The sequence below is a fragment of the Polynucleobacter difficilis genome (assembly GCF_003065365.1).
In the GTDB taxonomy this organism is placed as follows: domain Bacteria; phylum Pseudomonadota; class Gammaproteobacteria; order Burkholderiales; family Burkholderiaceae; genus Polynucleobacter; species Polynucleobacter difficilis.
Map to the genome: position 1 here is coordinate 1,373,305 of NZ_CP023276.1, position 24,679 is coordinate 1,397,983.

Genomic DNA, 24,679 nt, shown 5'->3' on the forward strand with positions numbered 1-24,679 from the left:
CTAAAAATCACCTTTTCTTTACGATCTAGCCTTCTTTTCAACCACTTACAAACGCCCACTAACCCATGAACCTGTTTTCCTCAGTACAACTTGCCCCCAAAGACCCCATTTTTGGCCTGACCGAGGCTTATGTGGCCGACCAAAATCCAGAGAAGGTGAATTTAGGTGTTGGCGTTTACTACACCGATGACGGCAAGGTGCCTTTGCTGAAGGCAGTGATTGAGGCGGAAAAAGAAATTGTTGCCAAACAATCACCCCGGAGCTACATCCCGATTGAAGGCCCAAGCCCCTACAACATGGGCGTCCAAAAACTCCTCTTCGGCGAAGACTCGCCATTAATTAAAGACGGTCGCGTTGTTACTGCAGAGTGCCTCGGTGGTACGGGTGCTTTACGCGTTGGCGGCGACTTTGTAAGACGAATTGAGCCAAACGTACCAGCCGCTATTAGCAACCCTAGCTGGGAAAACCACCGCGGCGTTTTTGAGGCCGCCGGTTACGAAGTACTCGAGTACACCTACTTTGATAGCAAAACACGCGGAGTCGATTTTGCAGGAATGGTTAAGTCTCTCGAGTCATTCCCAAAGCGCACCTTAGTTGTATTGCATGTCTGCTGCCACAACCCCACCGGCGCCGACCTCAACAAAGAACAATGGCTCAAGGTGATTGAGATCTGCCGTGAACGCGACCTCATTCCATTTTTAGATATGGCCTACCAAGGTTTTGCTCAAGGCATTGAAGAGGACGGACTTGCTGCGCGGCTATTTGCAGAATCAGGCATGTCCTTTTTTGTGTCCAGCTCCTTTTCAAAATCATTCTCCCTCTATGGTGAGCGTGTAGGCGCTCTGTCCATCGTGACCCAAAACCGAGATGAGTCCGCACGCGTACTCTCGCAGCTCAAGCGTGTGATTCGCACGAACTACTCCAACCCACCAACCCATGGTGGCGCAATTGTGGCTGCGGTACTCAATAACCCTAGCCTACGTCAGCAGTGGGAAGACGAGCTCGCACACATGCGTGATCGCATTAAAACGATGCGCCATGAACTGGTTGTCCGCTTGGCCGCCAACGGTGCAAAACAAGATTTTGGTTTTATCGAGTCGCAACGTGGCATGTTCTCCTATTCAGGACTTACTGCAGAACAAGTGGCCCGCCTGCAAAAGGAGGACAGCATTTTCGCCCTGTCCACGGGTCGTATTTGCGTTGCAGCCCTGAATACCAAGAATATTGATCGCGTGGCCAAGGCAATTGCCCGCGTCTTAGCGTAAAGGCGGTTACACTGGTTTTCTAGGAGGCGTCATGCTATATCAACTGTACGAGTTCCAAAAAGCCTTGCTGCAGCCATTAAGCTCATGGGCGCAAACAGCATCTGAGACGTTCATCAACGCATCCAATCCATTATCAAAAATGCCTGGGGCGGAGCGCCTCGCTGCAAGTTACGAATTACTCCACCGACTCGGCAAAGAGTACAAAAAACCCGAATTTGGAATTCGTGCTGTCAAGGCACATGGACGCGACGTTGCGATTCACGAAATCACCACGCTCGAAAAACCATTCTGCAATTTAATTCGGTTTAAGCGCTACTCCGATGACCTCGAAGTCATTAAGAAACTGAAAGAAGATCCAGTGGTATTGGTGGTTGCTCCTTTATCAGGTCACCACTCCACTTTATTACGCGATACCGTACGCACCCTATTACAAGACCACAAGGTCTACATCACCGATTGGCTTGATGCACGCACCGTGCCTGCAGACAAAGGTGAATTCGGGCTTGATGACTACGTTCACTACATTCAAGAATTTATCCGCACCATCGGACCAAAAAATCTGCACGTGATCTCTGTTTGCCAGCCTACAGTCCCCACCTTGGGTGCCGTCTCCCTGATGGCGTCGAATGGCGAAGAAACTCCTGCCTCCATGATCATGATGGGCGGTCCAATTGATGCCCGCAAATCACCAACTGCTGTTAACTCCTTGGCTGATAAAAAGTCATACGAGTGGTTCGAAAGCCACGTGATTTATGAAGTGCCTCAGCCTCATGCTGGAGCTGGGCGCCGTGTTTATCCTGGCTTTTTACAGCACACCGGCTTTATTGCCATGAACCCCCAAAACCACATGCAGTCGCATTGGGATTTTTTCCAAAACCTGGTGCGCGGCGATGAGCTGGATGCAAAAGCGCACATTCGTTTTTACGACGAGTACAACGCGGTTTTGGATATGGATGCGAAATACTACTTAGACACCATCAAAACCGTGTTTCAAGAACATGCCCTTCCTAGCGGTACTTGGAAAGTTTCTGGCAAATTAGTCAAGCCCCATGACATTACCGATGTGGCGCTGCTGACTATCGAGGGTGAGCTTGATGACATTTCTGGTAGCGGCCAAACCCGCGCGGCACATAAATTGTGTAAAGGCATTCCTAGCGTACGCAAGGACCATTACGAAGTCGTTGGAGCCGGTCACTACGGTATTTTTTCCGGTCGTCGCTGGCGTGAAAAGGTTTACCCTCGCATTAAAGACTTTATCCGTGAGCACGAGCAAACTTCCAAGGCATCCAAAAAGAAGGTAGCCAAAGCAGCGCTCGCGAGTGACTAAGTTCGCAATTCTGACTGATTGCTAACAAACACCGCATGAATCCAGTTGAACTCTGCAATCAACTCGATGGCGTACTGCCTCAAACCCAATGTACGAAGTGCGGTTACCCCGACTGCCGATCCTACGCAGCGGCAATGGCCGATGAGGATGTCCTTCCCAACCGCTGCCCTCCCGGAGGCGCAGAAGGAATAAAGCGGCTAAGCTCTATTTTGTTGGAATCTGGACGGCAACTTCCACCCCAGCTTCAGCTGGAACCCGAGTGTGGAATTGAGCGGCCACGGCCAGTTGCTCTGATTGATCCCAAAACCTGTATTGGTTGCACTCTCTGCATCCAGGCCTGCCCGGTAGATGCCATTGTGGGCGCATCAAAGCAGATGCACGTGGTGCTGACGGAGTGGTGTACGGGCTGTGATCTCTGCGTGCCGCCCTGCCCGGTTGATTGCATCAGTATGGTTTCAGTGACCGAAAGTCGTACTGGCTGGGATGCATGGACAGCTGAGCAGGCTGCTCTATCCCGGACACGCTACCACGGGCGTGAAGATCGCCTAGAGCGTGAGGAACGCGATAACAATCTACGCTTATCTAAAAAAGCCGAGGCCAAGTTAAAGGCCCTTAACGAGACCGTTGGCGATGCAAGCCAATCCCTAGAGCAGGCGCAAGAGAACGAGCGTAAACGGGCAATCATTGCAGCAGCGATTGAACGCGCCAAGTTAGCTGCAGACAAAAACAATACAAAATGAATCTCGAACAGCGCAGCGCTTTTTTTGCCCAACTGAAAGCAAACAATCCCAATCCAGAGACGGAGCTTGAGTACAGCTCACCCTTTGAATTGCTGGTTGCGGTCTTGCTTTCGGCGCAGGCGACCGACATATCGGTCAATAAAGGAACGCGTCAGTTATTCAAGATAGCCAACACACCTGCCGCCTTACTGGCTTTAGGCGAAGAGGGTGTTCGGCCCTTCATCGAGCACATCGGCCTCTTTCGTACAAAAGGTAAGCATTTACAAGAAACCTGCCGCCTTTTACTGGAGCGGCATGGCGGTGAAGTTCCTCGCACCCGCGAAGCACTCGAAGCCCTGCCCGGAGTAGGTCGTAAAACAGCCAATGTTATTTTGAATACCGCGTTTGGAGAGCCTACCATGGCGGTAGACACCCATATTTTCAGGGTATCAAATCGTACCGGCCTCGCCCCTGGAAAAGATGTGCTGAAAGTCGAGCAGCAGCTACTTAAACGCGTTCCAAAAGAATACTTACTGGATGCGCATCACTGGCTTATCTTGCATGGACGTTATGTGTGTAAGGCACGATCACCTGAATGCGCCCAATGCATTGTCGAGCCGCTGTGCGGCTACCGTCAAAAAACAGGAAAAGGACAAATTCGTGGCGCTATTTAATCCAAGCCGAGAGGAAGTCCGGCGTTTCTTTTGCGATACGTGGCAAAAGAAGCAAGCCAACACCATTTTGACGCCGCTTGAAACGCTGGCCGGCCAGTGGATGGAACAGCACCCGGAGTACCATGCCTTGCTCGGCGATAGCGAAGCCGCATTAAGCCAAGATTACACGCCTGAGCGCGGTGAAACGAATCCCTTCCTACACCTGTCGATGCACCTATCGATTAGCGAACAGATCTCGATCGATCAGCCGCCCGGTATTCGGCACGTCGCCAGTGTTCTTGCGCAGCGACTCGATTCTGAGCACGAAGCACAGCACCGCATCATGGAGTGCCTGGGTCAGGTCTTATGGGAATCCCAACGGGATGGTGGGCAACTGAGCCCTGAAAAATACCTGCTGGCTTTAAAGCAACTAATTTAGGACAGCGTTGCAATCGCGGCGCGAATAGCCTGGGGTAACTCTAATGCCTGCTGACGGCGAATTTTCAAAATAGCATCTGGTGTATCTCGCAGGCGATTAGACCAAGCCGATCCTGGAAAAAACGCATCATCCTCAAATCGTGGAATCACATGCCAGTGGATGTGGGGCACTTGATTGCCGAGCGCTGCTAGATTAATTTTGTTTGGGCGCATGACTGCGCGCACTGCACCTTCAACCGCAAACACCAAGTGCATTAATAGGTCACGCTCGCCGTAGCTGAGTTGGGTCATCTCGGCGACATGCCGATTCCAGATCACACGGCAAAAACCGGGCAAATCTGGGTCATCCACCAAGACGACGCGGCAATCATCGCCACGCCAAATTAGCGTGCCACCTTCTTCCGAACATAAAACACAATTGACCATGGCGCCAATGTAAACGAAAACAGCGCCAAAGTCACCCTTCTGAGGCAATCTTGGCGCTGCGATACTGCTGCTACTGGTGTGTTACGAATGCTTAGTGGAACTGCTCTTCTTCGGTTGAGCCGGTCAATGCGGTTACAGATGACTTACCACCTTGAATCACGGTAGTGATGTCATCAAAGTAACCCGTACCCACTTCTTGCTGATGCGATACAAAGGTGTAACCGCGATCGCGTGCTGCAAACTCAGGCTCTTGAACCTTCTCGACATAAGCCGTCATGCCGCGCTTGGAGTAGTCTTGCGCCAAATCGAACATGTTGTACCACATCGAGTGAATACCAGCTAATGTAATAAATTGATACTTGTAACCCATGGCACCCAACTCACGTTGGAATTTAGCAATGGTTGCATCGTCGAGGTTTTTCTTCCAATTGAACGATGGCGAGCAGTTGTATGCCAACATCTTGCCGGGGAACTTGGCACGAATCGCTTCCGCAAACTTACGCGCAAAATCCAAGTCTGGCGTGCCCGTCTCACACCACACCATGTCAGCGTAAGCAGCGTACGCTAGGCCGCGTGAGATCGCTTGATCGAGGCCCTTGCGCGTTTTATAGAATCCTTCTGGTGTACGTTCACCCGTCAAGAATGGCTTGTCGTTTTCATCGTAGTCGGACGTCAACAAGTCCGCCGCCTCAGCATCGGTACGCGCCAAAATAATCGTCGGTACGCCCATGACGTCGGCTGCTAAGCGTGCAGATATGAGCTTTTGTACTGACTCGGTTGTAGGTAAGAGAACCTTACCACCCAAGTGACCGCATTTTTTTACGGACGACAATTGATCCTCAAAGTGAACGCCAGCAGCGCCCTGCTTAATTAATGCTTTACTGAGTTCGTAGGCATTCAACACACCGCCAAAGCCGGCTTCCGCATCAGCAACAATGGGTGCGTAGTAGTCAATGTAATCCTTATCGCCAGGGTTAACACCTTTTGCCCACTGGATTTGGTCCGCGCGCTCAAACGAATTATTGATGCGCTCCACCATCTTTGGAACCGAGTCAACTGGATACAAGGATTGATCGGGATACATCGCCGCATAGGAATTACCATCGGCGGCCACTTGCCAGCCCGATAAGTAAATCGCCTTGATGCCTGCTTTGACCTGTTGCATTGCTTGCCCACCAGTCAGAGCGCCCAAGCAATTGACGTAGGCTTCATTATTCACTTGATTCCACAACTTCTCTGCGCCAGCCTTCGCTAAGGAATACTCAATGCGCAGCGAACCACGTAAACGCACTACGTCCTCTGCGGTATAGCCACGCTTGATGCCTTGCCAGCGTGGATTGGTATCCCAGTCTTTCTGAATCTTTGCTGCTTCTTCTTTGCGCTTGTCCATATTGCTCTCCTTAGATATAAAACAATTGACCAAAAAAATCGTTGAACTGGACTAGGTCACTTGAACTAAAAGCCGTGACTAAGTCTTATGTCTTATATAAGAGTATAGGGAGATTTACAGCCCAGACAATACCAATTAAATGACAGAATAAATAAATAATATTGATTAAATTCAATTACTTAAATTATATTTATTGCAATGTGAAATGATCTGCCACCGCTTGAAAGCCTAGGGAACGTGATCAATAGGGACTGATTTTGCCTATGAAAACAGCTTTTCGTATTGTGAAAAGCGAGTAACTACTGGATTTTTGGCATCGCCGCATTGGCATTGGAGGCTACCACTTTGACTGCGGTCAGAATTAATAGCAACTGCAAAAAGGCAACGCCAAGGAAGAGTGAATTGGGTTTTCCAGCATCGAGCAATATGCCGAACAACAAAGGCCCCACTGCCGCACCAAGATCAATACCGGAGTAAACAATGCCATACACACTGCCCGATACACCTTGCGGGGTTGCTGAACGAATCATCATGTCGCGCGATGGCGCTGCAATGCCAAGGCCGCAGCCGATCATAAAAAAGAGTCCGGGCACCAATGCAGCGGTCACAAACTCCGCTCCAATCAAGAGGCCAATGACAGCACAAGCAAATAAGCAAGTACCGACAATGCGCTCGGGCATTTTGAGTTTGGCTGCCATGATGCCACCAACAATCATGCCTGCCGCACTTCCTAAGGCCATCAAGGTAATTGAAAAATTACCGGTAGTAACAGGTATAGCGTAGAGCTGATTAAGTGCACTCGGCGCAAAAGATTGGATACCTGCCATGGCAATCATGCTGAAGAAAAAGAAGAGCCAACACAACCAAACCGAAGTTAACTTTAAAAAGGCAAATGCACTTTGTGGTGCGCGCCCAGGGTTCGCCTCTTCTGCAGCCTTGATGGCACTGGCGCGGCGATGCTGCGCATCGTCGATTAAGTCGTTGCGATTAAACCAAAGTATTAATAGGATAAGGGCCTCTAAGACCGCTGCGCACAGCAGTGCAATGCGCCAATCCGCAAGCGCGGCTATTCCAGCCATAAAGACCGGGGCTACTGCCCAGCCTAGATAACCTGTAACGCCGTGCGCTGAATAGGCATAGGGCAAACGCGGAACCGATACCTTGTGATTAATGAGGGTGTAATCCACCGGATGAAAGACGCCATTGCCGCAGCCCGCAATCACCGCACCTAGCATTAACAGGGCGTAACCATTACTTTGCGAGAGCACGATTGCGGATAGGGCTAATAGACCAACGCCAACGAAGAGGACTGGCCGAGCCCCAATGCGGTCAACTAAAAATCCGGAAGCTGCCTGCACAATGCAAGAGACTACAAAGAAAACCGACATGAGGAGACCGAGCTCTGCGTAGCTGAGCGCGAACTCTGCCTTTAGCCACGGAAAGAGTGGCGGCAAAATCAGGTGAAAGAAATGCGAACTGCCGTGTGCCAAGCTTAATAAACTAATCACTCGGACATCACTGGCGCGCGCACTGGCATGCGTCACAGTCATGACCCGAGTTTACTCGCTCCAGAGCCCTGCCGGCATGGCTTTAATGCACTAAGCGGGTAAAGCTGAAATCGCCTTCCTTATTAATGTCTACCGGCACAACATCATTGGGGCCAAATTTCCCTTCCAAAATCATCTTAGAAACGGGATTTTCGATGTAGTGCTGTATCGCCCGCTTGAGCGGTCTTGCCCCAAATACCGGATCAAAGCCCACTTCGGCAATTTTGTTCAGTGCAGCATCGCTTACTTCCAGCTGCATATCCACCTTCGCTAAACGCGTGGCAAGGTTTTTCAGCAGGATCGAGGCAATCGATGCAATATTCGCTTTATCGAGGCCATGGAACACCACAATCTCATCAACGCGGTTTAAAAACTCCGGACGGAAGTGGGTCTTGAGTTCACCAAACACCGCCTCCTTAATCTCGGCTTGATTTTTATCCGTCATCGACTGAATCAGGTGTGAACCAATATTACTGGTCATCACAATCACCGTATTTTTAAAATCGACTGTACGTCCTTGGCCATCGGTTAAGCGGCCATCATCCAGTACTTGCAGCAGAACGTTAAATACGTCTGGATGGGCTTTTTCGATCTCGTCAAACAGAATCACACTATACGGTTTGCGGCGCACCTGCTCGGTAAGGTAGCCACCCTCTTCGTAACCTACATAGCCTGGGGGCGCGCCGATCAAACGGGCAACGCTGTGCTTTTCCATAAACTCACTCATATCGATGCGAATTAATCGATCATCGCTATCAAACAAGAATGCGGCTAGGGCTTTGCATAATTCCGTCTTACCAACGCCCGTAGGGCCTAGGAACATAAATGAGCCATAGGGCTTGTTTTCTTCGGAAAGCCCGGCACGTGAGCGGCGGATTGCATCGGATACCGCCCGAATGGCTTCCTCTTGGCCGACCACACGCTGATGCAAGTGGTCTTCCATCTTGAGGAGCTTATCGCGTTCACCCTGCATCATTTTGGATACCGGAATACCCGTTGCGCGTGAAACGACCTCGGCAATTTCTTCTGCGCCCACTTGGGTACGGAGTAATTTGTTTTTAGTTACGCCGGCTTTACTATCCTTTGCTTCAGCAGCAGCTGCCGATTTGAGTTTTTGTTCCAACTCAGGCAATTTACCGTACTGCAACTCAGCAACCTGCTCGAGTTTGCCGTCGCGTTGCAACTTCACGATTTCGGCCTTCACTTTTTCGATCTCTTCTTTGAGCTGAGCGGCACCCAAGGCAGCGCCCTTCTCCGTCTTCCAAATTTCTTCGAGATCAGCGTACTCCGCGCCCAGGCGCTTGATTTCATCTTCGATTAATTGCAAGCGCTTTTTAGAAGCATCGTCTTTCTCCTTTTTGACAGCCTCCCGCTCGATCTTGAGCTGAATCAATCGGCGATCGAGCTTATCCATGACCTCTGGTTTGGAGTCAAGCTCCATCTTGATGCGAGCACCCGCCTCATCAATTAGGTCAATCGCCTTGTCTGGCAAGAATCGATCCGTAATGTAGCGATGCGATAACTCAGCAGCTGCCACAATCGCTGGGTCGGTAATCTCAATGCCATGGTGGAGCTCATAACGCTCCTGTAGACCACGCAAGATCGCGATGGTGGCCTCAACACTGGGCTCATCCACCATGACCTTCTGAAAGCGGCGCTCCAAAGCGGCATCTTTTTCAATGTACTTGCGATATTCCTCTAAGGTGGTCGCGCCAATGCAATGCAATTCACCGCGCGCTAAGGCGGGCTTGAGCATATTGCCGGCATCCATGGCACCTTCGCCCTTACCAGCACCAACCATGGTGTGGATTTCATCGATAAAGACAATCGTTTGGCCTTCGTCTTTAGCAACGTCACTCAAAACCGATTTCAGGCGCTCCTCAAATTCACCGCGGTACTTTGCCCCAGCCAACAATAAGGCCATATCCAATACCAGTACGCGCTTGTTCTTGAGGGTCTCTGGTACCTCACCATTAACAATGCGCTGCGCTAAACCTTCGACAATCGCCGTCTTACCGACACCAGGCTCGCCAATCAATACCGGGTTGTTTTTGCCACGCCGCTGCAAAATCTGAATGGTGCGGCGAATTTCATCATCGCGACCAATCACCGGATCCAGCTTGCCCATACGGGCACGCTCGGTCAAATCAAGGGTGTATTTTTTCAGAGCCTCTCGCTGTCCTTCTGCATCGGCACTATTGACGGACTCCCCGCCCCGCACCAAATCAATCGCCGCCTCGAGTGCTTTGCGGGTGAGACCACATTCTCTCGCCAGCTTACCGAGCTCCCCTTTATCGTCTGCCACGACGAGTAAAAACAGTTCGCCCGCGATAAATTGATCGCCCCGTTTATTGGCCTCTTTTTCAGTTAAATTCAGCCAATTGGCCAGATCGCGGCCAACTTGAACTTCGCCGCTACCCTGCACTTCTGGCAGAGCAGAAATCATCTTCTCCGCACCTTTTTCGAGGCTCGCTACATTGACTCCCGCACGCGTCAATAGACTGCGTACGCCGCTGTCTTGCTGCTTGAGCATCGCCAGCAATAAATGGGCTGGCTCAATGTACTGGTTGTCTTTACCAACGGCCAAGCTTTGGGCATCGCTCAAGGCCTCTTGAAATTTAGTCGTTAATTTATCGATTCTCATTTTGCGTCCTATTGAATGGGATTGCGCCAAGCCGAACTGCATTAGGTGTTCGTTATGGCTTTCTTCATTAGAATATTAGGGCAATATCCCCAATTTCAAGCGTTTCTGAATGGAAAAATCCAATTTGACCTGGCTTGTTTATCTCTTAGAGTGCGCTGATGGCAGTTTGTATGCCGGCATTACCAATCGGCTTGAGCATCGCCTGAACGCACACAATGCGGGTACGGGGGCACGCTATACCCGCTCTAGGCTCCCTGTCACCCTGCTGGCCACCCAGGAACACCCTGACCGATCGGAAGCATCCAAAGCAGAAATGAAACTAAAAAGCTTGCCCCGAGCTAAGAAGCGGGCTTTTTTTGATTCCAGCGCATAGCAGCTGCATCATCGGTAACGCGGGCATCGACCCAGCGCCCGCCTTCAGGGGTATCTTCTTTCTTCCAGAATGGCGCTGCGGTTTTGAGGTAGTCCATGATGAACTCGCAGGCCAAAAAAGACTCGCCGCGGTGCGCACTGGTCACCGCTACTAAGACAATTTGGTCTGCTGGCATCAAGGGTCCAATGCGGTGAATCACGAGCGCATCCCGAATATCCCAACGCGCTTTTGCTTGATTGACAATGTCTTCTAGCGCTTTTTCCGTCATGCCCGGATAGTGCTCGAGGGTCATGGCCTTCACTGTACTGCCCTCGTTCATATCCCGCACTGTCCCTACAAACGAGGTAATCGCACCCACCTGTAAATCGCCCTGGCGCAGGTTGGCAATCTCGGTAGTGAGATCAAAGTCCGCCTGCTGAATGCGAATGGCCATCTAACCTCCCGTCACCGGCGGAAAGAAAGCCACTTCAGCACCGTCCACCAATTCGGTCGACGCATTAACCATCTGGTGATTGAGAGCGCAGCGCAATACTTTGCCCTCACCCAAGACCTCAGACCAAATACCGCCGCGTAATCGCAGATGGACACGCAAATCATCCATCGTACGCACAGACACAGGCAATTCGATTGACTCCTGCTCTAAGCCGAGGCTTTCCCGTATCGAAGCAAAGTAGCGCAGTTGTAATTTCATAGCTAAATCGTAATCCGATTAGTTGAGAAGTGCATCAAATGGGATGTACTTTACTAAATCACCGGCTTTGATTGGCTGGTTTGGCGGGCAATCTACTAGGCCATCACCCCAAGAGGCGCTGGTGAGTACACCGGAGCTTTGATTGGGGAATAAATCCAGGCCGCCATTGTTATTGAGTTTGACGCGCAAAAACTCATTGCGGCGATCAGCTTTTAGCCAATCAAAGTCTGCACGCATCAAATACGATTGCGTTTGTTTTGCCGCGCGGCCCTGCAACTTCAAAATAAATGGTCTTACGAATAAGAGGAATGTTACAAAGCTCGAAACGGGGTTGCCAGGCAAGCCGATGAACCAAGCCTCGCCATCGTTTGCTTGCTCCGATTTACGAACCGCACCAAATGCTAAAGGCTTACCGGGCTTAATCGCAATCTGCCAAAGATCCAATCTTCCTTCAGCAGTTACAGCCGGCTTGATGTGGTCTTCTTCGCCAACCGATACCCCGCCAGAGGTAATGATCAAATCGTGATCTTGACTTGCTTGACGCAGAGCAGCGCGCGTCGCATCAAGCCGATCTGGCACGATACCTAAATCCGTGGCATCACAGCCCAAGGCTTTAATACAGGCCAGTAAGGTATCGCGATTCGAGTTGTAGATACCGCCCGGCTTTAATGGCTCGCCCGGAAGCGATAACTCATCCCCGGTGAAGAACGCTGCAACCTTGACTCTGCGTTTCACGTTGAGGTGGGTTAAGCCGGCAGAGGCAGCAACACCCAGCTCCTGTGGACGCAAGAAAGTGCCCGCAGTGAGCGCTGTTTTACCGGCTGTTAAATCTTCGCCCCGACGACGAATCCACTGGCCAAAGCTAGGCGCAATATTGACTTGTACTTGATCAGCCGAACCCTCAGGAGTAGCGCAATCCTCTTGCATGACTACCGCATCTGCACCCAGAGGAACGGGTGCGCCCGTAAAAATACGAGCAGCAGTTCCTGCTTGGAGTTCTGTACCAACGGAACCCGCCGGAATACGCTGCGCAATTTTTAAGACGCTTCCAGGATTTTGGGTATCCGCAGTGCGGACTGCATAACCATCCATTGAGGTGTTATCCAGCGGCGGCACATCAACTAGGCTATTCACATTTTCAGCAAGTACACGACCTAATGTAGCCTGCATTGGAACGCGTTCAATTTCAGCAACAGGCTGTGCATGCGAAAGCAAATGGTCCAAGGCCTGCTGTGCAGTCAACATCGGTGGCTTTGTCATGGCAGACTTAAGAAACGTGCTGAGTAATAAATTGCTTCACCACGCCAACGTCTGCTGGAATGGATTCCACCCGCTGTGGCAATGTTTTGATGTCTTTAAATGCTGGCGGGCAATCGGCGGGGCGGCCAAGCGCCTCTTGAATTGTTTCTTCGAACTTAATCGGTAAGGCGGTCTCCAGCACCAGCATTGGAATATCCTTCTGCAAATACTCACGCGCTACTTTCACGCCGTCTGCCGTGTGGGTATCAATCATCACACCATACTTGCCATCGATATCCCGAATGGTCTTCAAGCGATCAGTATGGGTGCTTCGGCCCGAGGTAAAACCAAACTGCCGCATCGTCGCATATGCAGGATCCTTCGATAAATCAAAACCGCCCGTCTCTTCAACTTGCTTAAAGAGGGCAGCTGTACGCTTGCCGTCTTGCGCGAGCAAATCAAAAACAAAGCGCTCAAAGTTACTAGCCTTCGAAATGTCCATCGACGGACTCGAGGTATGCAAGGTTTCAGCAGACTTGCGCGCGCGGTATATTCCTGTTCGAAAGAATTCATCGAGCACATCGTTTTCATTGGTGGCAACCACCAAGCGCTCGATCGGCAAACCCATCATGCGGGCAATGTGCCCCGCACAAACATTGCCGAAGTTGCCCGAGGGAACAGTGAAGGATACTTTTTCAGAACTGGATTGGGTTGCCAGCAAATAACCTTGAAAGTAATACACCACCTGCGCAAGGACGCGCCCCCAATTAATCGAGTTAACTGTACCAATCTGGTGTTTGGCTTTGTATGCCAAATCATTACTGACTGCTTTGACGATGTCTTGGCAATCATCAAAGACGCCATCTACGGCGAGATTAAAAATATTCGGATCTTGTAGGGAATACATTTGCGCCGACTGAAAGGCGCTCATCTTCCCTTTGGGGGAAAGCATAAATACACGAACCCCTGCTTTACCGCGCATGGCATATTCAGCGGCGCTACCCGTATCACCCGAGGTAGCACCCAAGATATTGAGATGCTGACCCGCACGTTGCAACGCATATTCAAATAAATTACCCAGCAACTGCATGGCCATGTCTTTGAATGCCAAGGTAGGGCCATTCGATAAACTCAACAGCCCAATGCGCGTACCGCTCTCTTCGCCCAGCCAGTGAAGCGGCGTAATGTCGCTCGCTTTGTCTTCGGGGCGGCCATTGCTATAAACAGCGGCAGTATAGGTTTTACGCACCAATGCGCGCAAATCACCCTCTGGAATATCAGGGCAATACAAGCTCAATACTTCAAACGCCAAATCAGCGTAAGAAAGGCCTCGCCACGAATCCAATTGCGCTGGCGTCACTTTCGGGTATTGCACCGGCAAATAAAGCCCACCATCAGGAGCAAGTCCTCCCAACAGAATTTCGAGAAAGGATTGCTCTGGGCTATTGCCGCGGGTCGACTGATAACGCATGGTGATTTAGGATAAATTTTCGAGGCGAATTTTAACGATCTCGCCAACGACGGTTTTTAGGCCTTGCATATCGGCAATCGCAGCCAACATGTTCTTTTCCTTGGTTTCGTGCGTCAGCATGACAAGGTCAGTTTGACTCTCGCCCTCATTCGCCTCTTTTTGCAAGAGTGCGTCGATCGAAACGCCATGGGATGCCAGTATTTTCGTAATGTCCGCCAATACCCCGGCTTGATCCGCAACGCGCAAGCGTAAGTAGTAACTGGTGGTAATTTCGCCGATGGGCAAAACGACGGTGTCGCGCACGGCATCGGGCTGGAATGCCAAATGAGGTACTCGATTTTCGGGATCGGCCGTCATTAAACGGGTGACATCCACCAAGTCAGCGATCACAGCAGACGCAGTTGGCTCCGAGCCAGCACCTTTGCCGTAGTAAAGCGTAGTACCAACCGCATCACCGAACACTTGAACCGCATTCATGGCACCTTCCACATTGGCAATCAAGCGCTTGCTTGGTATCAAGGTTGGATGAACTCGCAGCTCAATTCCTGTACTTGTTTTCTTGGTGATGCCGAGCAACTTAATGCGATAACCGAGTTGTTCCGCGTACTTAATGTCGGTTGCTGCTAAGTTTGTGATGCCTTCTACATATGCCTTATCAAATTGCATCGGAATACCAAATGCAATCGCGCTCATGATGCTGACTTTATGCGCAGCATCAATGCCTTCAATATCAAACGTCGGATCGGCTTCGGCATAACCCAAGCGCTGGGCTTCCTTTAGCACCGTTGCAAAATCAGAGCCCTTGTCGCGCATCTCCGACAAAATGAAATTAGTCGTGCCATTAATGATGCCGGCAATCCATTCGATTCGATTGGCAGTTAAGCCCTCACGCAAGGCCTTAATAATCGGAATGCCGCCTGCAACCGCAGCCTCAAACGCCACCATCACGCCCTTCACATGCGCTGCTTTGAAGATTTCATTGCCGTGCACGGCAATCAAGGCCTTATTGGCTGTAACAACATGCTTACCTGCAGCGATCGCCTCAAGTACCAAATCCTTGGCAATGCCATAACCGCCAATCAGCTCAACCACGATATCGATCTCGGGGTTTGCAATGACTGCACGGGCATCGCTAACGACTTGTGCGCGATCACCCACTAGTTCCTTGGCACGCTCCACATTGAGATCGGCGACGGTGTGAATGCGAATGCCGCGGCCAGCACGGCGCAGAATCTCATCTTGATTGCGTTCGAGGACCGTGAAAACGCCTCCACCAACAGTTCCAATACCTAATAGACCAACTTGAATCGGCTTCATGATGCCTTTGTAGCGAGTGATGCAGTGGCTGTCTTGCCATGCTTTTGACGATAACGCTCCAGAAAACGCGCAAAGCGACCAATGGCATCTTTAAGCACATCTTCGTGGGGTAAGAAAACAACGCGGAAGTGATCTGGCTTAACCCAGTTAAACCCCGATCCCTGAACCATTAATACCTTCTCTTCGCGCAGCAAGTCAGCAATGAATTCTTGATCGTTCTCAATCGGGTACATCTCTGGGTCTAATTTAGGAAAGAGGTACAGCGCCGATTTTGGCTTCACGCAACTCACACCAGGAATAGCGGTAATCAATTCCCAAGCAAGGTCACGTTGCCGAGCCAGACGCCCTCCTTTGGCAACCAGATCATCAATGCTTTGATAGCCGCCGAGCGCCGTTTGAATGGCGTATTGTCCAGGAACGTTGGCGCACAGGCGCATCGAGGACAACATATTTAATCCCTCGATGTAATCCTTAATACGCGACTTATCCCCCGAAACCACCATCCAGCCCGAGCGGTAGCCGCAGGAACGGTAATTCTTAGACAGGCCATTAAAGGTAATGATGACGACATCGCTGGAAAGCGAGGCGAGCGATACGTGCTTTTCCTCGTCGTACAGCATCTTGTCGTAGATCTCGTCAGCAAACAAAATAAGTCCATGCTCGCGCGCGATTTGTGTGAGCTCGGTCAGTACTGCTTTGGAATAAATTGCCCCCGTTGGATTGTTTGGATTAATCATCACAATCGCTTTGGTGCGCGGGGTAATTTTGGAGCGCAAGTCGGCTAAGTCTGGGGCCCATTCTTTCGATTCGTCGCACAAATAATGGATGGGGGTGCCGCCGGATAAACTAACAGCAGCTGTCCACAAGGGATAGTCTGGTGCGGGAACTAAGACTTCATCGCCATTGTTCAGCAATGCATTCATTGCCAGTACGATTAATTCCGAGACGCCGTTGCCGGTGTAAATGTCATCTAGGGTGACGCCTTGAATCCCTTTTTCTTGGCAGTACTGCATGATTGCTTTGCGGGCCGCGAAAATGCCTTTGGAATCGGAATAAGCAGAGGCATTACTTAAATTTCGAATCATGTCGAGCTGAATTTCTTCAGGGGGATCAAATCCAAACACACCCACATTACCGATGTTTAATTTGATGATTTTGTGACCCTCTTCCTCCATGCGCTGAGCAAGCTCAAGGACGGGTCCACGAATGTCATAACAAACGTGATTTAGCTTTTCAGACTTCAGGATCGGTTTCACGGTGGTTTTTGTAAATGCTGATAAATTGGTAAGGGTTAAGTACTTGAAAACTAGGCAAAAAAGCGACTAGTTATAATTTACTCAATTATGACAGAGCGCACACGTGAAACTCCATTCTGATACCCCCCTTGGCATCAATACGATAACCGGCTACGGCAAGGACTACATAGAGGTCAACCGGGTGCCCTACCGCCATGCGGTCTTAGTTGGGCCGAGCGGCGAAATTAGCCAATGGGGAGCATCTTCCTTTGCCGCCCTTGACCCCAGTCACTTTGCCCAAATAGCCGATCTCAAGCCAGAACTGGTGATTTTTGGTAGCGGGGCCCTCCAGCGCTTTCCGCGCCCTGATTTGTTGAGAGCCCTCATAAATGCCAAAATTGGCTTTGAAATTATGGACACCCAGGCCGCCTGCCGAACGTACAACATTTTAGTGGGTGAGGGTCGCCAGGCGATGGCCGCCTTATTACTGGACCCACAATAACCATGTTCGGACCAATCAATAAAACACCCGCTTTATTAACTCCGGTTGGGATTTTGATCATGGGGGCGCTCTATGCCCTCTTGTGGTTTGGCAGCCTCGATTACCGCCACCTCATCCCATCCGACGAGGGCCGGTATGCCGAGATTGCCCGTGAAATGCTGGTAAGCGGCGACTGGGTCACTCCGCGCTATCACGACTACAAGTATTTTTTTAAACCGCCACTACAGCTCTGGGCCACCGTCATTGCATTTGATTGGTTTGGGGTAGGTGAATGGCAGGCGCGCCTGTGGGGAGCCCTAACTGGCTTTTTTACCATTCTTTTTGTTGGCTACACCAGCACTCGGCTTGATGGCCCACGCGCTGGCTGGATTGCAGCAGTAGCCTTGGCCGCTAGCCCTATGTGGATTATCAGTGGTCACATCAACTCTCTGGACATGGCATTATCCGCATTTTTAGCCTCCGCCTTGTGTGCACTGCTCCTGGCTCAGCACAGCAAAACAACCGCCAGTACCCGTGGCTGGATGTTGCTCTGCTGGACATTCATGGCACTTGCAACGCTATCCAAAGGCTTAATTGGAGCCGCACTGCCCACCCTAGTATTGATTGCGTATTCATTGAGCGCTTGGGATTGGCGGATTTGGAAGCGACTTCACATCGTCAGTGGCTTATTACTTTTTTTCGCTATTACTGCGCCCTGGTTCATCCTGATGTCGATACGACATCCCGAATTTTTTGAGTTCTTCTTTATCCATGAGCATTTCGAGCGATTTACCCAAAACACGCACCGTCGCCCCGGACCCATTTACTTTTTTGTCCCGCTATTGGTAGCTGGATTTTTACCTTTTTTATTTCAATTGCCGGGTGCGGTCGCGCAAGCATGGAAATCACGGCAAGGGCATTTTTCTGCAGGCTGGATGCTCGTTTGCTGGTTCGTCATCATCTTTGCTTTTTTTAGTGTGTCGCGCTCTAAATTACCGGGCTACATCATTCCGATTTTTCCAGCCCTAGCCATGTTGGTAGGTCGCTATTTGGATCGCCAGTTAGGCCAGACCAATACCTTGCCAATAACGTGGATCCTGCAAACCATATGCTTTGCCCTTGTAGGTTTTGTTGGCTTCTTCTTTTTGTCTTTTGTTGGGGTGCAAGCGCAGCCCGACGAGATTACGGCCTATGCGGAATACACCCAATGGATTGCTGTTGCTTTAGTCGTCTTGATTTTCTTTAGCAGCGTGGCAGCGTGGCAAGCAAGGCGTAATGGCATCACCAGCATTGCTAGCTTAGCGATTGGCTTTTATCTCACCAGCATGGTTGCGGGCACCGGCCACGAAACACTGGGCCGTGCCGTATCGGGGGTTGATTTAGCCAGCCGGGTGCGTAATGTGATCCCAGCAGATGCGCCAATCTATTCGGTCCGGATTTTGGATCACACCCTGCCCTTTTACTTAGGCCGTACCATGATCATGGTGGAGTTCCCGGATGAACTGCAGTTCGGTGTAGATCAAGAACCTGAGCGCTGGGCGCCCACCCTAAATGATTTTATTGAGCGCTGGAAAGCCCAGCCCAATGCCTATGCACTCATGGTGCCATCCCAATACGCTGAACTTGAACGCCTAGGTCTACCCATGGAAATTGTGGACCGGGATTCACGGCGCATGATCGTCAAACACCCAAGCGATCCGGCAAATCCCACCCCATCACGCGCGACCAATCGATAGGCAAAGACCCCTCATGTCAGACTCCACTCCATTGCCGTTTATTCCATTTACACGCCCCAGCTTTGATGAGGCGACCATTGCGGCCGTTGCTGAGGTATTACGATCTGGTTGGGTCACTTCAGGTCCTAAGTTAGCGGAATTTGAAGCGGCGCTCAGTGCCTACTTTGGCAATCGGCCAGTGCGCTGTTTTGCCAACGGTACCGCCACCATGAAAATTGCCCTGCAAGTGGCAGGCATCGGTCCGGGTGAAGAAGTGATTACTACGCCAATCTCCTGGGTTGCGACAGCCAACGTGATTCTCTCGGTTGGCGCTACGCCTGTCTTTGTTGACATTGATCCCCGCACTCGCAATATCGACCTTGATAAAGTGCCCGCAGCAATTACTGCCAAAACCCGCGCCATCATGCCCGTCTATTTGGCTGGACTCCCCGTCAATATGGACGAGCTGTATGCTCTCGCGAAAGAGAATGGATTGCGGGTGATTGAAGATGCAGCCCAAGCTTTTGGCTCCGAGTGGAAAGGGCAACGCATTGGCAGCATTGGTGATCTGGTGAGCTTTAGTTTTCAGGCGAATAAAAATCTGTCGACTGTTGAAGGCGGTTGTTTAGTTTTAAATAATGCGGATGAAGCGCGTCTTGCAGAAAAGTTACGGCTACAAGGAGTCACTCGCACCGGCATGGACGGCATGGATGTCGACACGCTAGGCGGAAAAGATAACTTAACGGATGTGAACGCGGTCATTGGTTTGCATCAACTCAAACACATCGGCCAGTTTCAGGGAAAACGGACCGCATTAGCAGCGCACTACTTTACGGCCCTTCACTCCGGCCTGAAAGCGGCCAATTTGCAGGGCCTGGACCTGGGGCTTCCGGTTCAATCGGATGGCGATTGCAAAACCAACTGGCATATGTTTCAGGTTGTATTGCCCCTTGAGCAACTCACCGTCGACCGCGCCCACATCATGGGCGATTTAAAAGAACAGGGCATTGGTACCGGCGTTCACTACCCAGCCATTCCTGGCTTTAGTCTTTACCAGCAAAAGGGCTACCGGCCCAGCGATACACCGATTGCAGCACGCATCGGCAAATCCATTCTGACCTTGCCACTCTTTCCAGGGATGAGTAACGCGGATGTGGAGCGCATTGTGAATGCATTGCTGGGTCTTTTGACACAGTACCGCAAAAGCTAGCTTGGGCGAGCCGATCTAGGCTGGCTCAATTGCTGCTATTGACTTAAATTCGACCCCTGGGTCGACATCAGGCAAAATTGCGGTATGACTGCAAACCCCACACAGCCAGCACCCCAACTGAGTATCGTTATTCCGGTTTACAACGAGGAAGAGGGACTCCAAGCCCTGTTTGATCGTCTGTATCCCGCAATGGATCAATTGCAAGCGAAATTGAATCTGCGCTACGAAATTATTTTTGTGAACGATGGCAGCAAGGATCGCTCTGCAGGGATGTTGGCAGCCCAATTTGATTTGCGGCCAGACACCACTCGGGTTGTTTTATTTCAGAATAATTTTGGCCAGCACATGGCCATCATGGCTGGTTTTGAATACGCCCGCGGCGAATCCATTATTACGCTCGATGCGGACTTGCAAAATCCACCCGAGGAAATCGCTTTACTTGCAGCGGAATTAATCAAGGGCCACGATTACGTGGGCACAATTCGCGCCAACCGACAAGACAGCTGGTTTCGTAAAACAGCATCGCGTGCCATGAATCATTTACGGCAGCGCATTACGCGCATCACCATGACCGATCAAGGCTGCATGCTGCGTGGTTACAGTCGCCGCATTGTGAATCTAGTGCGCCAATGCAATGAAAGCAATACCTTCATTCCAGCACTCGCCTATACCTTTGCAGCAAACCCAACGGAAATTGAGGTGAAACACGAGGAGCGCTTTGCTGGTGAATCCAAGTACAGCCTGTACCAACTGATCCGCCTGAACTTTGACTTGGTCACTGGGTTTTCGGTAATGCCCCTACAACTCTTTTCTATTTTTGGCATGCTGCTCGCACTCGGATCGGGCACTCTCTTCGCCCTTCTCTTGGTGCGTCGCTTTGTTCTGGGTTCGGAGGTTGAAGGTGTGTTTACCCTGTTTGCCTTGACCTTCTTCTTGATTGGCGTGATGCTCTTTGGTCTCGGTCTGTTAGGCGAATACATTGGCCGCATCTATCAGCAAGTGCGTGAACGTCCGCGCTATGTGATTCAAACTGTTTTAGAACGGCCGTAGTCGTTGAATACAGCCAAGGCACCAATTCGGGCGCTTGTATTTGCGTACCATGATGTGGGTGTTGGTTGCATCACGGCTCTTTTAGATGCCGGCGTTCAGATTGAGTTAGTAGTAACCCATGCCGATGACCCGCATGAAAATATTTGGTTTGGCAGTGTTGCTGCCCTATGCCAAGAGCGCGGTATACCGTATATCCAACCCGAAGCAAGCGATCTCTTCAAGTTACTGCCGCAGTTTCAAAAGATCGCGCCGGATTATATTTTTTCGTTTTACTACCGCCATCTAATTTCCTCAGACATTCTTGCGACCGCCCGTATCGCCGCACTCAATATGCACGGCTCCTTACTGCCCAAATACCGTGGTCGCGCGCCCGTAAACTGGGCGATTCTGCATGGAGAAACGGAAACGGGTGCAAGCTTGCACATCATGGAAGCCAAACCCGATGCCGGCGATATTGTTGGTCAAGTGGCAGTGCCCATCGGCCCCGATGAAGATGCTACTGCTGTGTTTGCCAAGGTGAGCAATGCTGCAATTGAGGTGATGCAGGCCGCCCTGCCAGAGCTTTTGCAAGGCCGCGTTCCAAGAACCCCGAACCTACTCGCCAACGGGAGCTATTTTGGCGGGCGCAAACCCGAGGATGGCCGCATTCAATGGTCTCAGGACGCACTACAGGTGCATAACCTAATCCGCGCGGTAGCCCCACCCTATCCCGGCGCGTTTACCGATTGGCAAGGTGCCCGGATGGTTATCGCCAAGTCCAAGCTCAATCCGGCGCTTCCAAGCTCCCTAGATCTTGGCCGACCCGGCATCCAGGTAGTTGATAATCGAGTATTCGGCATTTGCGGGAATCACCAGGCCATTGAAATCATGGCATGGCAACCGGCAAGTGCAAATTAGTTGGCATGTATTTAAAACACGGGTAACTGGGTCGCATTATGAAAAAAGTTCTGATTTTGGGTGTGAATGGATTTATTGGTCACCACCTCTCGAAACGCATTTTAGAAACCACCGACTGGCATGTCTATGGCATGGACATGCAAAACGATCGCCTGGGTGATTTAGTCTCGCATCCCCGCATGCATTTCTTTGAGGGCGACATTACGATTAATCGCGAGTGGGTTGAGTACCATATTCGTAAATGCGATGTGATCCTGCCGCTCGTAGCGATCGCGACACCAGCCACCTACGTACAGCAGCCTTTGCGTGTGTTTGAGCTCGACTTCGAAGCCAATTTACCGATCGTTCGCTCGGCGGTTAAATATAAAAAGCATTTAGTCTTTCCGTCGACCTCAGAAGTCTATGGCATGTGCGAAGACGCTGAGTTTGATCCAGCCCAGTCCAATATGGTCTACGGCCCAATCAATAAACCACGCTGGATTTATGCCTGCTCCAAGCAATTAATGGATCGGGTGATTTGGGGTTACGGCATGGAAGGCTTGCGCTTTACCTTGTTTAGACCGTTTAACTGGATCGGCCCTGGACTGGATAGCATCTACACACCCAAAGAAGGCTCTTCCCGCGTAGTAACCCAGTTCTTGGGGCACATTGTGCGCGGCGAACCGATTAACTTAGTTGATGGCGGCGAGCAAAAACGCGCCTTTACTTACATCGATGATGGGATTGATGCACTCATGCGCATCATTGCCAATGAAGGCGACATCGCCAATGGCAAAATCTATAACATCGGCAACCCAGCCAACAACCATTCTGTACGCGATCTTGCCAATCAAATGCTGGCAATTGCCCGTAGCATTCCGGAATACGCCAAGACTGCAGATCAGGTCAAAATTGTCGAAACGACCTCGGGTGCTTACTACGGCGTGGGCTACCAAGACGTGCAAAACCGCGTGCCCGCGATTGATAACACCATGAGTGAGCTGGGCTGGAAGCCCTCCACCACCATGGGTGATGCCTTAAAGAATATTTTTGAGGCATATCGCCACGACGTTGAAAAAGCGCGCCACTTAATGGACCAAGAGTAAAAGGGCATGGCCAAAATTGCCCTGAAGGTCGATGTCGATACCTTAAGAGGAACGCGCGAAGGGACGCCCAATTTAGGCCGTACCTTTGATCGCCTTGGTATCAAAGCTACCTTTTTGTTTAGCATGGGGCCAGACCATACTGGCTGGGCTTTAAAGCGGGTCTTTCGGCCTGGCTTTCTGAAAAAAGTGAGTAGGACGTCCGTGGTGGAGCATTACGGCATCAAGACCCTTCTCTATGGCGTATTGTTACCTGGGCCGGATATAGGACGCGAAGCTGCAAGCGAAATGCAAGCGATTGATCGTGCCGGACATGAGACGGGTATTCATACATGGGATCACGTTGACTGGCAAGACGGCGTTCGCCAACGCGATAGTGCTTGGACAAAGGCGCAGATGCAAAAGAGCATGGACCGCTTTATGGACGTATTTGGTCATGCACCAATTACCTATGGCGCTGCTGGCTGGCAAATGAATGAGGCCGCTTTAGAGCAGCTCGATGCCTGGGGTATTCAGTACTCTTCCGATGGTAGAGCTCTGCCAAATCTAGTTCCCTACCGTATTGCGTTTGACCATGGGAAAAGCAAGCACGTTCAATACCCTACCACTTTGCCCACCTTCGATGAGTTAATCGGCGTGGACGGCATGGATGCGCTGGGTGCAGTCCGCAAGATCCTGTCTCTAACCCAAAGCAATCCCAATGACCAAGTTTTTACCCTACATGCCGAGTTAGAGGGGCAAAAACTCCTGCCTGCCTTTGAATGCCTACTGGCTGGCTGGCTAGATCAAGGTCATGACCTCGTTACGATGGGTGAACTACACCGATCTTGGGCGGCCACCAAACAACTCGATAAAATAGCGGTATTGCCGTTGACTTGGGGTGAAATACCCAATCGCAGCGGCGAGCTGATGATTCAGCCTGCAAACTGATTTAATAAAAGGAAAATCCATGTCAATTGTTATCGGCCAACCCATTCCACCGTGCGAAGTGCCGGCAACGTCCCAGCTGACTTTTTCACCATTGGCTGCCAAAGGCAAGAAGTTGGTGCTGTACTTTTATCCTAAGGACATGACGCCAGGCTGTACTGCGGAGTCCGGCGAGTTTCGTGATCGCATTGAGGCATTTACTAAGGCCAATACTTTGGTGATTGGCGTCTCGCGCGACACCCTCAAATCCCATGATAATTTCCGGCAAAAGTTAGAGCTTCCATTTGAGCTCGTTGCCGATACGGAAGAAGTACTCTGCCAATTGTTCGGCGTCATGAAAATGAAGAACATGTATGGCAAACAGGTTCGCGGCGTTGAGCGCAGCACTTTCTTATTTGATGCCAACGGCAAACTGGCCAAAGAATGGCGCGGTATTAAGGTAACGGGCCACGTGGATGAGGTCTTGAAGGCAGCCCAAGCTTTGTAATAAATATGCCTTAATTCCATCTAGGGAATTGCCCTGATAAAAAGCCCCAATCTGGGGCTTTTTTTTTCGTCAAAGGCACTTGCTTTGATCCAAAT

The 24,679-nt window shown here is 50.8% G+C and carries 24 protein-coding genes; 14 read left to right on the forward strand and 10 right to left on the reverse strand.

From position 1 onward, the window contains the following. The first annotated feature begins 65 nt into the window (after nucleotides 1-65). From AOC34_RS06970 to AOC34_RS06990, 5 genes are read left to right on the forward strand one after another with little or no spacing between them, the layout of a single operon-like run. Complete coding sequence (locus tag AOC34_RS06970; protein WP_108469388.1) at nucleotides 66-1,265, forward strand: amino acid aminotransferase; 1,200 nt, start codon at nucleotides 66-68, stop codon at nucleotides 1,263-1,265. A 31-nt stretch (nucleotides 1,266-1,296) separates the two neighbouring features. Continuing rightward, complete coding sequence (locus AOC34_RS06975) at nucleotides 1,297-2,592, forward strand: polyhydroxyalkanoate depolymerase (protein WP_108469389.1); 1,296 nt, start codon at nucleotides 1,297-1,299, stop codon at nucleotides 2,590-2,592. 35 nt (nucleotides 2,593-2,627) lie between these two features. Further along, on the forward strand, nucleotides 2,628-3,332 hold the full coding sequence (gene rsxB, locus AOC34_RS06980) for an electron transport complex subunit RsxB (RefSeq protein ID WP_108469390.1): 705 nt from the start codon (nucleotides 2,628-2,630) through the stop codon (nucleotides 3,330-3,332). Beyond that, on the forward strand, nucleotides 3,329-3,985 hold the full coding sequence (gene nth, locus AOC34_RS06985; protein WP_108469391.1) for an endonuclease III: 657 nt from the start codon (nucleotides 3,329-3,331) through the stop codon (nucleotides 3,983-3,985). The genes rsxB and nth overlap by 4 nt, the downstream gene beginning before the upstream one ends. Beyond that, a complete protein-coding gene (locus AOC34_RS06990; protein ID WP_234408066.1) occupies nucleotides 3,972-4,403 on the forward strand; it encodes a DUF1841 family protein in 432 nt (143 codons plus the stop codon). The genes nth and AOC34_RS06990 overlap by 14 nt, the downstream gene beginning before the upstream one ends. Here the strand turns inward: AOC34_RS06990 and AOC34_RS06995 are convergent. The 4 genes from AOC34_RS06995 to clpB form a co-directional block, all read right to left on the reverse strand. Then, entirely contained in the window at nucleotides 4,400-4,828 is a 429-nt protein-coding gene (locus AOC34_RS06995; protein WP_108469393.1) for an HIT family protein, read from the reverse strand. The genes AOC34_RS06990 and AOC34_RS06995 overlap by 4 nt on opposite strands. Before the next feature lie 91 nt (nucleotides 4,829-4,919). Next, on the reverse strand, nucleotides 4,920-6,218 hold the full coding sequence (aceA, locus tag AOC34_RS07000) for an isocitrate lyase (protein ID WP_108469394.1): 1,299 nt from the start codon (nucleotides 6,216-6,218) through the stop codon (nucleotides 4,920-4,922). 299 nt (nucleotides 6,219-6,517) lie between these two features. After that, complete coding sequence (locus AOC34_RS07005) at nucleotides 6,518-7,768, reverse strand: MFS transporter (protein ID WP_108469395.1); 1,251 nt, start codon at nucleotides 7,766-7,768, stop codon at nucleotides 6,518-6,520. Between the two features lie 40 nt (nucleotides 7,769-7,808). Then, nucleotides 7,809-10,409 (reverse strand): ATP-dependent chaperone ClpB, encoded by a 2,601-nt coding sequence (gene clpB / locus AOC34_RS07010; protein ID WP_108470104.1) that lies wholly within the window; start codon nucleotides 10,407-10,409, stop codon nucleotides 7,809-7,811. Between the two features lie 109 nt (nucleotides 10,410-10,518). On the opposite strand from clpB, the gene AOC34_RS07015 reads away from it, so the two are divergent. Continuing rightward, nucleotides 10,519-10,782, forward strand: coding sequence for a GIY-YIG nuclease family protein (locus tag AOC34_RS07015; RefSeq protein WP_108469396.1), 264 nt, complete (start codon nucleotides 10,519-10,521; stop codon nucleotides 10,780-10,782). Here the strand turns inward: AOC34_RS07015 and moaE are convergent. From moaE to AOC34_RS07045, 6 genes are read right to left on the reverse strand one after another with little or no spacing between them, the layout of a single operon-like run. Next, on the reverse strand, nucleotides 10,748-11,215 hold the full coding sequence (moaE, locus tag AOC34_RS07020; protein ID WP_108469397.1) for a molybdopterin synthase catalytic subunit MoaE: 468 nt from the start codon (nucleotides 11,213-11,215) through the stop codon (nucleotides 10,748-10,750). The genes AOC34_RS07015 and moaE overlap by 35 nt on opposite strands. Then, nucleotides 11,216-11,473 (reverse strand): molybdopterin converting factor subunit 1, encoded by a 258-nt coding sequence (moaD, locus tag AOC34_RS07025; RefSeq protein ID WP_108469398.1) that lies wholly within the window; start codon nucleotides 11,471-11,473, stop codon nucleotides 11,216-11,218. An 18-nt stretch (nucleotides 11,474-11,491) separates the two neighbouring features. Then, nucleotides 11,492-12,718 carry a molybdopterin molybdotransferase MoeA gene (locus AOC34_RS07030; protein ID WP_108470105.1) on the reverse strand — a complete coding sequence of 409 codons (1,227 nt, stop codon included), beginning with the start codon at nucleotides 12,716-12,718 and terminating at the stop codon, nucleotides 11,492-11,494. Between the two features lie 22 nt (nucleotides 12,719-12,740). Then, entirely contained in the window at nucleotides 12,741-14,183 is a 1,443-nt protein-coding gene (gene thrC / locus AOC34_RS07035; RefSeq protein WP_108469399.1) for a threonine synthase, read from the reverse strand. A gap of 6 nt (nucleotides 14,184-14,189) precedes the next feature. After that, nucleotides 14,190-15,500, reverse strand: coding sequence for a homoserine dehydrogenase (locus AOC34_RS07040; protein WP_108469400.1), 1,311 nt, complete (start codon nucleotides 15,498-15,500; stop codon nucleotides 14,190-14,192). Continuing rightward, nucleotides 15,497-16,756 (reverse strand): pyridoxal phosphate-dependent aminotransferase, encoded by a 1,260-nt coding sequence (locus tag AOC34_RS07045; protein ID WP_108469401.1) that lies wholly within the window; start codon nucleotides 16,754-16,756, stop codon nucleotides 15,497-15,499. The genes AOC34_RS07040 and AOC34_RS07045 overlap by 4 nt, the downstream gene beginning before the upstream one ends. 103 nt (nucleotides 16,757-16,859) lie before the next feature. On the opposite strand from AOC34_RS07045, the gene AOC34_RS07050 reads away from it, so the two are divergent. The 8 genes from AOC34_RS07050 (at nucleotide 16,860) to AOC34_RS07085 (ending at nucleotide 24,584) form a co-directional block, all read left to right on the forward strand. Beyond that, entirely contained in the window at nucleotides 16,860-17,237 is a 378-nt protein-coding gene (locus tag AOC34_RS07050; RefSeq protein ID WP_108469402.1) for an Mth938-like domain-containing protein, read from the forward strand. Between the two features lie 2 nt (nucleotides 17,238-17,239). Continuing rightward, nucleotides 17,240-18,952, forward strand: a complete 1,713-nt coding sequence (locus AOC34_RS07055; protein WP_108469403.1) for a glycosyltransferase family 39 protein — start codon at nucleotides 17,240-17,242, stop codon at nucleotides 18,950-18,952. Nucleotides 18,953-18,965: 13 nt separating this feature from the next. After that, nucleotides 18,966-20,141, forward strand: a complete 1,176-nt coding sequence (locus tag AOC34_RS07060) for a DegT/DnrJ/EryC1/StrS family aminotransferase (protein ID WP_108469404.1) — start codon at nucleotides 18,966-18,968, stop codon at nucleotides 20,139-20,141. Between the two features lie 84 nt (nucleotides 20,142-20,225). Further along, complete coding sequence (locus AOC34_RS07065; RefSeq protein ID WP_108469405.1) at nucleotides 20,226-21,191, forward strand: glycosyltransferase; 966 nt, start codon at nucleotides 20,226-20,228, stop codon at nucleotides 21,189-21,191. Between the two features lie 3 nt (nucleotides 21,192-21,194). Then, on the forward strand, nucleotides 21,195-22,088 hold the full coding sequence (locus AOC34_RS07070; protein ID WP_234408067.1) for a formyltransferase: 894 nt from the start codon (nucleotides 21,195-21,197) through the stop codon (nucleotides 22,086-22,088). Nucleotides 22,089-22,126: 38 nt separating this feature from the next. Next, a complete protein-coding gene (locus AOC34_RS07075; protein WP_108469406.1) occupies nucleotides 22,127-23,173 on the forward strand; it encodes a bifunctional UDP-4-keto-pentose/UDP-xylose synthase in 1,047 nt (348 codons plus the stop codon). Between the two features lie 6 nt (nucleotides 23,174-23,179). Beyond that, on the forward strand, nucleotides 23,180-24,100 hold the full coding sequence (locus AOC34_RS07080; protein WP_108469407.1) for a polysaccharide deacetylase family protein: 921 nt from the start codon (nucleotides 23,180-23,182) through the stop codon (nucleotides 24,098-24,100). 19 nt (nucleotides 24,101-24,119) lie between these two features. Continuing rightward, nucleotides 24,120-24,584 carry a peroxiredoxin gene (locus tag AOC34_RS07085; protein ID WP_108469408.1) on the forward strand — a complete coding sequence of 155 codons (465 nt, stop codon included), beginning with the start codon at nucleotides 24,120-24,122 and terminating at the stop codon, nucleotides 24,582-24,584. Nucleotides 24,585-24,679 lie beyond the last annotated feature (95 nt).